This is a genomic window from Aeromonas veronii bv. veronii (genome assembly GCF_000820225.1).
Lineage (GTDB): Bacteria > Pseudomonadota > Gammaproteobacteria > Enterobacterales > Aeromonadaceae > Aeromonas > Aeromonas veronii.
The window spans coordinates 1-14,256 of record NZ_CDDK01000006.1; the positions used below are offsets into that span (position 1 = coordinate 1).

The window sequence follows — 14,256 nt, forward strand, 5'->3', positions numbered from 1 at the left end:
GGATTTAGTTGACCACTACATCCCTTTAAAAAACACATAGCAAAGTGTTCAGGCCAAATCTGGGACACCCACCTTTTTGCCGTTTGCAGAGCGGCTTTTAGGCAAGGTATGAGGAACAAAAGTAGAGGTGCAATTTCATTGCACCCTACGGCACTATTGACCGCTACGCGGCGCTCAGAAAGGTGGGTGTCCCATTTTTCAGTCGATGTCCTAGATTTCGGGACATAAGAAGAATCGGGGCGCAGATCGCCCCTTTGGTTGCCTTGGCAAGACATGGCGCTTAGCCACACCACCCCAGCGGATTAACAAAACACGTAGGGTGCAATAAGCGCAGCGCATTGCACCGTTTTCAGAGCGGCGTGTGTGCAAGGTATTGAGGAAGAAAAGTAGAGGTGCAATTTCATTGCACCCTACGGCATGGCTCCGAATAATTTTGCATACACTTGCTCAACTGTTTCGAATTTTTCGAATTTTCCTTTCGGGACTTCACGAATTTCTGGCCTCTCAGCCTTCACTCCCTCTGCATTTGCCTTGGTGTGTTTGGCCGTGTGCATTCCTTCCAAACTCGGCAAAGGTTGTCCCGCTGAGCTGCCAAAAAACAAAAAAGGACCTAATTCCAGTGTGTCCTCATTAAAGTAAACCCACAGCACACAGCCAGATGGCTTGCTCGCTAATGCGATATGAACTTTTTGTTTTGCCGCTTTGGCATGCAAATGTGCAGCCTTTAACTGGATGTGCCGTATCACTCCATTTTCTTCGGCTATAAGATCGTAACCTTGGTTGTCAACTTCTGGCTTTGCCACTTCCAAGCTACAGCGATCACTACTCCAAGAGAGCTTAAGCATTTCGCCAATAAACAAATGCTCAATGAGCTTCTCACGAAACGAAGATTTTAAGTAATGTTTGTCCATTTTACGCATAGCTCCCTGTTACATTTTCACTCCAAAAATCCCAAAGCACTACTTCCATTAAATTTACAACATTTCCAAAAAACACCGATTATCGGTGCAGTTTAATTCCGCCCTAATAAATACTTATGTTTTTTAGTGTGTAATATTAACTTACTAATCATTTTTTAAAAACCATTCACTATATTTTTGCATAACAACACAGAACACATGTCGTGAATCTAGACCATCAATTGTATAGTAGAGTTGGTCAAGCGAGTCAGTGCACGGGCTACCAACATGAAAGCCTCTAGAAGTAGTTAGCTCGTATGGTAAGCTTACAGATATATGTTTGCTTTTATTACACAATAACCTGACCAAGTTAAACTCACTTAACGTACCTATTTCTAGTAAGAAAACCTCTCCATCGCTGAGTTCTTTCCCTGCTTTTGATTTATCATAAACCTCTTTAGCACCGTTTCCAGCAATCCACTCTCTTAAGTGATTAAGAGAAAATACTATAAACAGAAAAAGCCTGCTATTAGGTTTTCTGTTGTACTCTGTAAGCGCACTTTGAATTTCTTCAAAAAGACTTCTTGGACTCTCTAGCTCGAACATAATGTAAACCTCATTGTCGCTAACAGTGAATCTGATGGAATGAATATGGTACTAATTCGATACGATAGCAAAACACCCCTTATAAGTCCGGCTGCTTTAATTGCCGAATAGCCTCCAGCTTGCTGCTATTTATCTATGGCATTACTTTGATTTTAAACAGTAATCACTCAAACTGTTGCTAAACGAAAATCATAGCAAGCTGAAGAGACAAGGAAATAGTGAGATGACAGTTTCCTGAGCAAGATCAACAAATTAATCAATAAGTATAAATACCGACCACATATCAGCAGTGCCGGAGCATAGATAAAAGAAAAGACGCCCTAAGGCGTCTTTTCTTTTATCTGGAGTCTGAAGCAAACCGGTTAGGAGATTTCCCCCTCCCCACCCTGCCCATAACCCTATCAGATCGGGGTAATGGAGGTGATATGGGCATCCCCGTCCAGTGATTTGAAGATCTGTACCACGGCTTCGCCATGGATCGGTTTGGCAAGCGGCACAGTGCTCTTGCACTTGAAGCGGTAGTTGGTGCCAGCCACCACTTGAGTGGAGACTTCAAAGGGTACGTACTGCACCCCGACAAATCCTTTCAGCGCCTGATCAAATACCGCCTGATCCTCGGCGGTCAGCTTGTGATATGCGGTCCATCCACCCACCAACACTGCTTGTTCTGACATATCAAACTCTCCGTGCTCTATGATCCCGACCCGTTTGGCCGTTCGGGCTGCGCCCCGTTGATTCAAGTGGTTTCCGGTCTCCACCGGGGTATCGTCACTGCCGGTTGGCGCGATGACGATGGGCAAATTTGCGCAGCTATCTGCAACTGGATCAGCCCTCCCCCCAGCCACAAGCCGCTGTTGACAGCGGGCTCAATTGTCATGAGAGAGCCTAGTGCGGGATGGCAAAAATGCCCCTGTCACATATGACAGGGGCAAAGTGGCAAAAAAGCTGCTCTAAAAAAGAAGATGTGTTGCGCAAACGATTGAGAAAAGAAAAGACGCCTCAAGGGCGTCTTTTTGCATTTTTATGCTCGAAGGGCAGAAGGGCGCGCGCCGCTTATTCCCATTCGATGGTTGCGGGCGGCTTGCCGGAGACGTCGTACACCACGCGGGAGATACCGTTGATCTCGTTGATGATGCGGTTCGATACGTGACCGAGGAAGTCGTACGGCAGGTGAGCCCAGTGGGCGGTCATAAAGTCGATGGTTTCAACAGCGCGCAGGGCAATCACCCAGTCATATTTGCGGCCATCGCCCATCACGCCAACGGAGCGCACCGGCAGGAACACGGCGAACGCCTGGCTGACCTGGTTGTAGAGGTCAGCTTTGCGCAGCTCTTCGATAAAGACCGCATCGGCGCGGCGCAGAATATCGCAGTACTCTTTCTTCACTTCGCCAAGGACGCGCACGCCAAGACCCGGGCCCGGGAACGGGTGACGGTAGAGCATGTCGTAGGGCAGACCCAGCTCGAGGCCAACGCGGCGCACTTCATCTTTGAACAGCTCGCGCAGCGGCTCGACCAGACCCATCTTCATCTCTTCCGGCAGGCCGCCGACGTTGTGGTGAGACTTGATGACGTGGGCCTTGCCGGTCTTGCTGGCAGCAGATTCGATAACGTCCGGATAGATGGTGCCTTGTGCCAGCCACTTGGCGTTTTTCAGCTTTTTCGCTTCATCGTCGAACACTTCGACGAAGACGCGGCCGATGATCTTGCGCTTGGCTTCCGGCTCGTCAACACCGGCCAGGGCAGAGAGGAAGCGCTCTTCCGCTTCAACCTTGATGATGTTCAGACCAAAGTGGTCACCAAACATCTCCATCACCTGCTCGCCTTCGTTCAGACGCAGCAGACCGTTGTCAACGAAGACGCAGGTCAGGCGATCGCCGATGGCGCGCTGTACCAGCATGGCAACCACGGAGGAGTCGACACCGCCGGAAAGAGCCAAGATAACTTCATCGTCACCCACCTGCTCACGAATGCGGGCAACGGCGTCGTCAATGATGGTGGCCGGGGTCCAGAGGCATTCGCAGCCGCAGATATCTTTGACGAAGTGCTCCAGCATGCGGGCACCCTGACGGGTGTGGGTTACTTCCGGGTGGAACTGCACGCCGTAGAAGCGCTTGGCTTCGTTGGCCATGGCTGCGTGCGGGCAGGTCGGGGTCTGGGCGATGGTGGTGAAGTCGGCCGGAATGGTGGTGACCTTGTCACCGTGGCTCATCCAGACATCCAGCAGGGCATTGCCGTTGTCGGCGATGGCATCTTCGATGTTGCGCAAAAGCGCGCTGCTCTTGCCAGCTTCGCCAAGCACTTCCACCTTGGCGTAACCGAATTCACGCTCGGTAGAGGATTGCACCTTGCCACCCAGCTGCTCGGCCATGGTCTGCATGCCGTAGCAGATACCGAACACAGGGACACCGGCGTTGAACACATACTCGGGGGCGCGCGGGCTGCCCGCTTCGGTGACGGACTCGGGGCCGCCGGAGAGGATGATGCCGCTGGGATTGAATTCGCGGATCTGCTCTTCGGTTACGTCCCAGGCCCACAGTTCGCAGTAAACGCCGATTTCGCGCACGCGGCGGGCGATCAGCTGGGTGTACTGGGAACCGAAGTCGAGGATAAGGATACGGTGCTGGTGAATGTCTTTAGTCATTTTATTCCTGCATCAGGCTGATGTTGTCACAAAGGGCACGGGATAAAAAAAGGGTGGAAAAACGGGGCGCAGGGCCCCGTTTTATCAGCCCATCCGATAGTTGGGGGCTTCTTTGGTAATGGTCACATCGTGGACGTGGGACTCTTTCATCCCGGCGCCGGAGATGCGCACAAATTCAGCTTTAGTGCGCATGTCGTCGATGGTGGCGCTGCCGGTCAGGCCCATGGAGGAGCGCAGGCCGCCCATCTGCTGGTGGATGATCTCTTTGAGGCGGCCCTTGTACGGCACGCGACCTTCGATGCCTTCCGGCACCAGCTTGTCGGCGGCGTTGTCGGTCTGGAAGTAGCGGTCGCTGGAGCCTTTGGACATGGCGCCCAGGGAACCCATACCACGGTAGGATTTGAAGGAGCGACCCTGATAGAGCTCGATCTCGCCCGGCGCTTCTTCAGTACCGGCGAACATGGAGCCCACCATGACGCAGCTGGCGCCCGCGGCAATGGCCTTGGCGATGTCGCCGGAGAAGCGGATACCGCCATCGGCAATCACCGGAATACCGGTGCCTTCCAGCGCGTCAACGGCGTCGGAGATGGCGGTGATCTGGGGAACGCCCACGCCGGTCACGATACGGGTAGTACAGATGGAGCCCGGGCCGATACCGACCTTGACCGCATTGACACCGGCAGCAGCCAGCGCCTTGGCGCCTGCGGCGGTCGCCACGTTGCCACCGATGATCTGCAGATCCGGATAGGCGTCGCGAGTGGCCTTGATGCGATCCAGTACGCCCTGGGAGTGGCCGTGGGAGGAGTCGATCAGCAGTACGTCAACACCGGCTTCCACCAGCGCAGCGACGCGCTCTTCGTTACCGGCACCGGCACCGACCGCAGCACCGACCCGCAGACGACCTTTGTCATCTTTACAGGCGTGCGGCTTGCGCTCGGCTTTCTGGAAATCTTTAACGGTGATCATGCCCTTGAGTTTGAAGTCTCCGTTCACCACCAGCACTTTTTCGATACGGTGCTTTTGCATCAGGGCAACCACCTCTTCGCGAGGGGCACCTTCACGCACGGTGACCAGACGATCTTTCTGGGTCATGATCTGTTCAACGGTCTGGGAGAGGTCAATCACGAAGCGCACGTCACGGCCGGTGATGATACCGACCAGCTGATTGCCGTCAGTCACCACGGGGTAACCGGCGAAGCCATTCTTGTGGCTCAGCTCCTTGATTTGGGCGATGGTCATGTCAGGGCGCACGGTGACGGGGTCGGTGACCACGCCGCTCTCGTACTTCTTGACCTTGCGCACTTCGGCAGCCTGCTGCTCGATGGACATGTTCTTGTGGATAAAGCCGATACCGCCTTCCTGGGCCAGTGCGATAGCCAGACGGGCTTCGGTCACTGTGTCCATTGCAGCGGAGATCATCGGGATGTTCAAGCTGATGGCGGAGGTCAGCTTGGTACGCAGATCGGCAGTATTGGGAAGAACTTCGGAGTGGGCGGGAACCAACAGTACATCGTCGAAGGTTAACGCTTCTTTGGCAATCCTGAGCATGGCAATATCTCACCGTTGAGGAAGTGGGGGTGTAAAATATTGCCGACGAAGTTTACTCACGCATTGGTCACTGGTAAAGAAGTTTTTTGAATTTTTTATGGCATAGCCCTCTTTTAGGCGGCCAAAACGCCAAAAAACCAAGATTATCAGTACGAAAAGCGCCATTTCGGGGCAAAAGAGTTGGCTAACCGGTGATTTATGCAAAACCGGTAGGTGCCGACGCAGCGCAACCCCCATGCAACGGGATGATCGACAGGGGCTCAGGGGGCAAGCGGCCTCTGACCACCCTCCCCTTGTTTTGTGTCCTTGTATTGTCTCTTGCCCTCGCGGCGACCACTCGCACCGGTATCATTCTCTTCTCAATGTCCTTTGCTCGGTCTGGATAATAAATTCCGCCCGCTGCCAATATATATTTCCCGGCACAAAAAAGGTTGCCTCTCTTTATTATTTTCGCCCCACCATCCGCAGCAAGGTATTATCTTTATCCAGCAGATGATGTTTCAACGCCCCGACAATATGCACCAGCAAAAATGCCAGCATGATATATGGCAAATATATATGGACTGTGTGAGCAATATCCCGAACGGATTCACTGAATGGAATCACATTGTCCGGATCATGGATATCTGGATTCATCGGAATAATAGACCAGCCAAATATCGCGACTCCTCGGCCAGCCGCAGCAGAATAACAGAGACCGGACACTGGAATAAGCAGCGTTGAAATCAGCAAACCCCAGTGGATCGCCCTGGCTGCCAATGCCTCGTACACAGGATATTGACGCACAGGCTCAGGCCACCCTTTAACAAGGCGGAGAATGGCGCGGGGCAGAATCAAGATCAGTGCAATCACCCCCAGGGATTTATGCAGGGCATAGAGATCCCATATTTCAAATTTAACCATCAGATAACCCACAAGGGTCAGGCCAATCATCAGCAAGGCAACCGACCAGTGCAGCAAACGGGTCGTCAAACTTAAACGGGTTGAGGGATTCATAAGCTACTCCAAACAGGGGGCGAGTGAACGCTGGTCAAGATGGTGGCGCCGTGAACATCAGCAGCACCTGAGATATCAACGGCATCTAGGCAAGCTGCAACGCGGCCAGATGCGGGCAAGCGCGAGGGCTTTTATCGGGAGCCATACTGCCTGCCCGGATAAACGGCAGCGTTTCCAATCTTGCTTTTCTGCTACTGACGCCTCCTGCTTAGCGCCCTCCCCCTGTTTCGGGTTAAGATAGCGGTCATCGTTTTATCCCGGCCACGCCGGAGCAGACCACAGGTACGCCATTGAACCGATTTACCCCATCCAGTGCGGCGAACGGCCGCGAGCAGCAGGTCTTTACCGTCACCCGCCTCAACAGCGCCGTGCGCATGATCCTGGAGCAGGATCTGGGGCTGGTGTGGCTGACCGGCGAGCTCTCCAATCTGGCGATGCCAAGCTCCGGCCACTGGTACTTCTCCCTCAAGGACATGTCGGCGCAGGTGCGCTGCGCCATGTTCAAGGGCAACAACCGGCGGGTGGCGTTTCGCCCGCAGGATGGCATGCAGGTGCTGGTGCAGGCGCGGGTCTCCCTCTATGAGCCGCGCGGCGACTACCAGCTGATCATCGAGTCGATGCAGCCGGCGGGTGACGGCGTATTGGCCCTGCGTTTTGAAGAGCTCAAACGCCGCCTCGGTGCCGAGGGGCTGTTTGACGAAAGCCGCAAACGGCCGCTGCCCCGCGAACCACGGGCGGTGGGACTGGTCACCTCTTCTACCGGCGCAGCCCTGCACGATATGCTGACGGTGCTCAAACGGCGTGCGCCGGATCTGCCGGTCTTTATCTACCCAACTCAGGTGCAGGGGAGCGCCGCCATCAGCCAGATCGTCGCGGCGATCGCCAAAGCGAACCAGCGCGCCGAGGTGGATGTGCTGATCGTTGGCCGTGGTGGCGGGTCGCTTGAAGATCTCTGGTGCTTTAACGAAGAGGCGGTGGCCCGCGCCATTGCCCACTCAGCCATACCAGTGGTGAGCGCGGTGGGCCACGAGGTGGATGTCACCATCAGCGATTTTGCCGCCGACTTGCGCGCCCCTACCCCATCGGCTGCCGCCGAGCTGGTGGCGCCGGATCAGAGCGCCCGTGCCCAGCGTCTGGTTCACCTCAAGCAGCGGCTGCTGCAGGCGATGAGCCGCCAGCAGACCGCCGCCCGCCACGATTTCATCCTGCTGCAAAAGCGGCTCGACCATCAGGATCCGAAGCGGCGGCTGGAGCAGCAGTCCCAGCGCCTCGACGAGCTCTCCAGCCGTTTGCAGCAGCTATTGCGCCAGCGGCTGCATCAGGGTGAGCGGCGCCTCACCAACCTTGAGCTGCGCCTGCAGGGCAAGAGTCCGGAGCGCCTCCTTGCAGCCGGCAAGCGCCGCCACCAGCTGGCCGAGGAGCGGCTTCATGCCCTGATTGCCAAGCGGCAAGACCTTGCCAGTCACCGCCTCGCCATGCTCACCGCCCGCCTCGACGGGGTGAGCCCGCTTGCTACTCTCGGTCGCGGCTACTCCATCACCCGTACTGCGCGTGGTGAAGTCATCAGCCGCGCCGATCAGGTCAACAGTGGCGATCAGCTCGTCACCACCCTGGCGCAAGGGAGCCTGCAGGTGCGGGTCGAGGAAGTTATCAAAGACTCTGCGCAGTAGAACGGCTACATCAAACCACCAGCCAATCTGCCATGCAGCCCGGCAATCTGCCAAAAACAAAGGCCACCACCGCATACAGGGTGGTGGCCTTTTTTATCTCGGGTGCTGTCGCCTGCTCACCCCTTGGCGCGGCGCGCGACCAGGGTGAACTTGTAATCATCGCTCTTGAAGAAGTTGCGACTGAATTCGAACACGGTGCCATCTTGCAAAAAGCCACGGGAGACCTTCTCGATAATGGGTTTGGCGGGATCGATACCGAGCGCCTCCACTACCTGCGCCGAGGGGAGCACCGGAATGATCTCCTGCTCGCTGCGGTCAATCACCAGCTGCTTCACCTCTTCGATGTAGTGGTACTTGGAGCCCTGCATCACCGCATAGCTGAGGTCGGGGAAGAGGGCGAGCGGCATCCAGGTCTCCTCCAGCGTTACCGCGATCTGGCGAATAAAGCGAACCCGCTTGACGTAGTAGACCAGCGCCCCTTCCAGCAGATTGAGCCGCTCGGCCAACTCACTGCTCGCCTTGATCACCTCGAAGGCGAGAATGTCACTGTGGGTCTCGGCCGCCGGATCGGTCACCTTCTCATAGAGGCTGGTGAGCTGATAGATGTCGTAGTTCACCTTCTCCTGCCGCACATAGCTGCCGCTGCCCTGAATGCTCTCGATGACGTTGAGTTCGGTCAGCTGCTTGAGGGCCTGACGCACCGTCACACGGCTCACCCCGAACTGCTCACGCAGCTCGGCTTCGGTGGGCAGGGCATCGCCGGGAGCCAGCTCCCCTTGCGCAATCCACTGCTGGATGGTGTCGGCTATCTGGCGATACATGGGTTTTTTCGACACGAAAGGCCACCTCGTCGGCTCTGCGCCATGATAAATGGAAGAGGCGCCATTCTACCCCAGTTGCCCGGCAGACAAAACGGCTTAGCCTCATTTGACCTAACAAATCCCCTTGACCAAACAATACAAAAACAATACAAATAACGAATTGTATGATACCAATCACAAAAATCAGTCGGCCGGTTTGTTAGCATCGCTGTCACTTTCACCATGACGGCTTGCTGGCAAGCCAACCTGACAGAGGATCATCATGAATCTGACCAGTCTTACCGGCCCCCATCTCATCACGTTGCAAACCCGGTTTGCCGATCGGGATGCGGCCATTCATGCCCTGGCTGATCGGCTCGATCAGGCCGGCAAGCTGCACGACAAGGCTGCCTTTCTGGCGGCGGTCATGGCCCGCGAGGCGCAGGGCCCCACAGCCCTGGGCGAAGGGCTTGCGGTACCTCACGGCAAGTGCGATGCGGTGCGCGAAGCGGCCTTTGCCGTCGCTACCCTGAGCGAGGAGCTGGGCTGGGAGGGGATCGACGGCCCCGAGCCGGTCAACCTGATCTTCATGCTGGCGATCCCGACCGATCAGGCGGGCTCCACCCATATGCAGCTGCTCACCACCCTCACCACTGCCCTGGTGGATGACGATACCCGCGAGGCGGTGCTGGCGGCCCAGAGTGCCGAGCAGCTGATGGCGCTGCTTGATGGTGAAGAGGATGGCGACAAGCAACCAGCAAAAGAAGACAACTTAAATACAAATCAACCCACAGTGGTCTGTGTCACCGCCTGTCCGGCGGGGATCGCCCACACCTATATGGCTGCCGAGTATCTGGAAAAGGCGGGGCGCAAACTGGGCATTCGGGTAATGGTCGAGAAGCAGGGTGCCAACGGCATCGAGGATCGCTTGCCGCAAGAGGCGCTCGATGCTGCGGTGGCCTGCATCTTCGCCGCCGAGGTGGCCATCAAGGAGCAGGAGCGTTTTGCTGGCATCCCCCGGATCGAGACGCCGGTGGCCGAGCCCATTCGCCATGCCGAGCGGATCCTGAATGATGCGCTGGACGCGGCCAAGGCCGGTCGCACTGCCCCGACCCCCAGCACCAGCCAGAGCGATGCGCCGACCGGCAAAAAGGTGAGCCTCAAGACCGAGCTCAAGCAGGCGCTGCTGAGCGGTATCTCCTTTGCCGTGCCGCTCATCGTGGCGGGCGGTACCGTGCTCGCCGTCTCTGTGCTGCTGGCCCAGATCTTCGGCCTGCAACATCTGTTTGATACCGAGAACTCCTGGCTCTGGATGTACCGAAAACTCGGCGGTGGCATGCTGGGCACCCTGATGGTGCCGGTGCTGGCGGCCTATACCGCCTATTCGCTGGCGGACAAACCGGCGCTGGGCCCGGGCTTTGCAGCGGGACTGGCCGCCAACATGATTGGCTCCGGTTTTCTCGGCGGCGTGGTCGGCGGTCTTATCGCCGGTTACCTGATGCGCTGGGTCAAGCAGCATGTGCGCCTTAGCCCCAACTTCAACGGCTTTCTCACCTTTTACCTCTATCCGGTGATCGGCACTCTGGTGGCGGGCAGCCTGATGCTGTTTGTCATCGGTCAGCCGGTGGCCTGGCTCAACAACAGCCTCACCGAGTGGCTCAACGGCCTCTCCGGCACCAATGCGCTGGTGCTGGGTGCCCTGCTCGGCTTTATGTGCTCGTTTGATCTGGGTGGCCCGGTCAACAAAGCGGCCTACGCCTTCTGCCTCGGCGCCATGGCCAACGGGGTTTACGGCCCCTACGCCATCTTCGGTGCGGTCAAGATGGTCTCGGCCTTTACCGTCACCTTCTCCACCCTGCTGGCGCCACGCCTGTTCCAGACCTTCGAGATAGAGACCGGCAAATCGACCTGGCTGCTGGGGCTGGCGGGGATCACCGAGGGCGCCATTCCGATGGCCATCGAAGATCCGATCCGGGTGATCGGCTCCTTCCTCGCAGGCTCGGTGGTCACCGGCGCCATGGTAGGAGCCATGGGGATTGGTCTCTCCACCCCGGGGGCCGGCATCTTCTCCCTGTTCCTGCTCCACGATGGCGGCCACGGCGCCCTGATGGCTGCCGCCGTCTGGCTCGGTGCGGCGCTGGTGGGCACCCTTATCTCCACTGTGGTGCTGATCGGCTGGCGCCGTCACGCCATGCAGCGCGGCACCTATCAGGTGGTTGCCGCAGAGTAAGGCTCATCTTCACCACCGCTTTTTCAACAGACTATTTTTCCGCACGGCAGGCAAGGGCCGCCGTGCGTCAGCAAAGGATCATTGTCATGACAGTTTCACGAGTTCACATCACGCCGCACATGCACTGGGATCGGGAGTGGTACTTCACCACCGAGGAGTCCCGCATCCTGCTGGTCAACAACATGGCTGAGATCCTGGCGCGTCTTGAATCCGACCCCGACTACAAGTTCTATGTGCTGGACGGCCAGACTGCGGTGCTGGAGGATTACTTCGCCATCCAGCCCGAAAACAAGGCCCGGGTGAAGGCACTGGTGGAAGCGGGCAAGCTCATCATCGGCCCCTGGTACACCCAGACCGACACCATGCAGGTGAGCGGCGAGTCCATCCTGCGCAACCTGCTCTACGGGATGCGCGATTGCCTGAGCCTTGGCGAGCCGATGAAGATCGGTTACCTGCCCGACTCGTTCGGCATGTCCTCCCAGTTGCCCCACATCTTCAACGGCTTCGGGATCGATCGGGCCATGTTCTGGCGCGGCTGCTCCGAGCGCCACGGTACCGACAAGACCGAGTTTCTCTGGCAGAGCAACGACGGCAGCGAGGTGACCGCCCAGGTACTGCCGCTCGGCTACGCCATCGGCAAGTACCTGCCGGAAGATGAAGCGGGCCTGCGCAAACGGCTCGAATCCTACTTCGAGGTGCTGGAGAAGGCCTCAGTGACCAAGGATATCCTGCTGCCCAACGGCCACGACCAGATGCCGCTGCAGCAGAACATCTTCGCCATTATCGACAAGCTGCGGGAGATCTACCCCCAGCGTGAATTCCACATGAGCCGCTTCGAGCAGGTCTTCGAGCGCATCGAGGCGTGCCGCGACCAGCTGGCCACCCTCAAGGGGGAGTTCAACGACGGCAAATACATGCGGGTACACCGCACCATCTCCTCCACCCGGATGGACATCAAGCTGGCCCACGCCGCCATCGAGAACAAGATCGTCAACATCCTCGAGCCGCTGGCAAGCATCGCCTGGGCACTCGGCTTCGAGTACCACCATGGGCTTTTGGAGAAGATGTGGAAGGAGATCATGAAGAACCACGCCCACGACAGCATCGGCTGCTGCTGTAGCGACAAGGTGCATCAGGAGGTGATGACCCGTTTCATTCTGGCCGACGACATGGCCGAGAACCTGATCCGCTTCTACATGCGCAAGATTGTCGACAACATGCCGGTGGCGCTCTGCGAAGACGGCGTGCAGGTGGCCGACAAACTCTGCCTGTTCAACCTGATGCCTTTCCCCCGTCAGGAGGTGATCAATACCAGTATCCGTATTCGCGCCCAATCCTTTGCCCTGCGCGATGAAGCGGGCCAGCCGGTCCCCTACTTCATCCGCGCCAGACGCGAGATTGACCCGGGACTGGTGGACAGACAGATCGTGCACTATGGCAACTACGACCCCTTTATGGAGTACGACATCCAGCTCTGCCATCCTCTGCCAGCCATGGGCTACTGCACTCTCCATATCGAGGGCAACCAGCCGGGACTGGAGCAGCCGGTGACGGCCAGCGGCGAGCTGCTGGAGAACGATTTTTATCGCATCGCCCTCAATGACAACGGCACCCTGCAGATCCTGGACAAGCTGCGCGGCACCACCTTTGATCAGGTGCTCACGCTGGAAGAGGGCTCCGATGATGGTGACGAGTATGACTACTCGCCGTCGCGGGACGAGTGGCTGCGCTACTCCACCGAGTTTGCGGTGACCCGCAAGGTCACCCATCAGGCGTGGCAGAGCATCGCCACTCTCAAACTGCGCATGGCCTTGCCGGCCAACCTCGCCGAGCGGGCCAGCCGCCAGTGCAGCGGTCACCTCGATGTCACCTGCCGTATCACGCTGGCGCATCAGAGCCCGCGCATCGACATCGAACTGGAGCTCGACAATCAGGCCGACGATCACAGAGTGCGGGTGCTGATCCCCACCCCCTTCCCGAGCGACACAGTGGTCTCCGACAACCAGTTTGGCTGCATCACCCGCCCCACCCGCGACAGCGCCATGGCTAACTGGGAAGCGGAGGGGTGGAAAGAGGCCCCCATTCCGGTCTGGCAGCTGATGAACTTCGTCGCCCTGCAAGATGGCAAGCAGGGGCTAGCGGTGCTGAGTGACGGTCTGCGCGAGTTTGAAGTGATCGGCGAGCAGTGCGACACCCTGGCGCTCACCCTGCTGCGCGGGGTCGGCGTGCTCGGTAAAGAGGAGCTGCTGCTACGCCCGGGCCGCCCCTCCGGCATCAAGCTGCCCACCCCGGACTCCCAGGTGCGCGGCAAGCTCAGCAGCCGTTTCAGCCTGCTGGCGTTTGCCGGCGATCACATCAGCGCCAATGTGATGCAGGCGGCGCGCAGCTACCTCACCCCAGTGCGCTGCTACAACAAGATCCCGTTCGATGCCATGAAGCTCAACAAGGCAAGCTTCACTACCCCGCTGCACTTCAGTCTGCTCACCATGGATCCCTCCGGTCCGGTGCTGAGCGCCCTAAAGAAAGCCGAAGATGAAGAGGCGCTGGTGATCCGGGTCTACAACCCGAGCGAGCAGGCGGTACTGGAGGGTGGCAAAATGAGCAGCGAACACGCCCTGAGCGACTGGCAAGCGGTGCGGATGGACGAACAGCCCCTGCCCCTTGAACTGGCCGCTGGCGAGTTTGGCGAGCTGGCGCCGTGCCACTCCCGCAGCGTGCGCTTTCGGGTGGCTCGCGGCTAACCGCCGGTAACACCCACAGGTAGCAACAGGCGGGGAAGAGTCATCCCCTCCCCGCCTGTTTATCCCTTCAGCTGGCCTGCCCCGCTTGATAAAGACATAAAAAATCCCCGCCGATTGGCGGGG

The 14,256-nt window shown here is 57.7% G+C and carries 10 protein-coding genes; 3 read left to right on the forward strand and 7 right to left on the reverse strand.

The annotated features are described in order from the left end of the window. Positions 1–410: 410 nt before the first annotated feature. The 6 genes from BN1139_RS02470 to BN1139_RS02490 form a co-directional block, all read right to left on the reverse strand. The gene (locus BN1139_RS02470; protein ID WP_041202764.1) at positions 411–911 is read right to left on the reverse strand and encodes a hypothetical protein; all 501 of its coding nucleotides are present in this window, start codon (positions 909–911) and stop codon (positions 411–413) included. Between the two features lie 153 nt (positions 912–1,064). Continuing rightward, entirely contained in the window at positions 1,065–1,505 is a 441-nt protein-coding gene (locus tag BN1139_RS21275; RefSeq protein WP_129504192.1) for a hypothetical protein, read from the reverse strand. 401 nt (positions 1,506–1,906) lie between these two features. Next, positions 1,907–2,179 carry a hypothetical protein gene (locus BN1139_RS02475; RefSeq protein WP_005337011.1) on the reverse strand — a complete coding sequence of 91 codons (273 nt, stop codon included), beginning with the start codon at positions 2,177–2,179 and terminating at the stop codon, positions 1,907–1,909. Between the two features lie 379 nt (positions 2,180–2,558). Further along, positions 2,559–4,148, reverse strand: coding sequence for a glutamine-hydrolyzing GMP synthase (gene guaA, locus BN1139_RS02480; RefSeq protein ID WP_005351286.1), 1,590 nt, complete (start codon positions 4,146–4,148; stop codon positions 2,559–2,561). Between the two features lie 84 nt (positions 4,149–4,232). Further along, on the reverse strand, positions 4,233–5,696 hold the full coding sequence (gene guaB / locus BN1139_RS02485; RefSeq protein ID WP_005345006.1) for an IMP dehydrogenase: 1,464 nt from the start codon (positions 5,694–5,696) through the stop codon (positions 4,233–4,235). A 444-nt stretch (positions 5,697–6,140) separates the two neighbouring features. Then, the gene (locus BN1139_RS02490) at positions 6,141–6,692 is read right to left on the reverse strand and encodes a cytochrome b (protein WP_005351284.1); all 552 of its coding nucleotides are present in this window, start codon (positions 6,690–6,692) and stop codon (positions 6,141–6,143) included. Between the two features lie 290 nt (positions 6,693–6,982). Between BN1139_RS02490 and xseA the strand changes: the two genes are divergently transcribed. After that, positions 6,983–8,362, forward strand: coding sequence for an exodeoxyribonuclease VII large subunit (gene xseA, locus BN1139_RS02495; protein WP_005351282.1), 1,380 nt, complete (start codon positions 6,983–6,985; stop codon positions 8,360–8,362). Between the two features lie 116 nt (positions 8,363–8,478). Here xseA and BN1139_RS02500 read toward each other — a convergent pair whose 3' ends face one another. Beyond that, positions 8,479–9,198, reverse strand: coding sequence for a GntR family transcriptional regulator (locus BN1139_RS02500; RefSeq protein WP_005337027.1), 720 nt, complete (start codon positions 9,196–9,198; stop codon positions 8,479–8,481). A 247-nt stretch (positions 9,199–9,445) separates the two neighbouring features. On the opposite strand from BN1139_RS02500, the gene mngA reads away from it, so the two are divergent. Then, positions 9,446–11,392 (forward strand): PTS 2-O-a-mannosyl-D-glycerate transporter subunit IIABC, encoded by a 1,947-nt coding sequence (gene mngA / locus BN1139_RS02505; RefSeq protein ID WP_005351281.1) that lies wholly within the window; start codon positions 9,446–9,448, stop codon positions 11,390–11,392. A gap of 86 nt (positions 11,393–11,478) precedes the next feature. Further along, positions 11,479–14,133 carry a mannosylglycerate hydrolase gene (gene mngB, locus BN1139_RS02510; protein WP_005351280.1) on the forward strand — a complete coding sequence of 885 codons (2,655 nt, stop codon included), beginning with the start codon at positions 11,479–11,481 and terminating at the stop codon, positions 14,131–14,133. Positions 14,134–14,256: the final 123 nt, after the last annotated feature.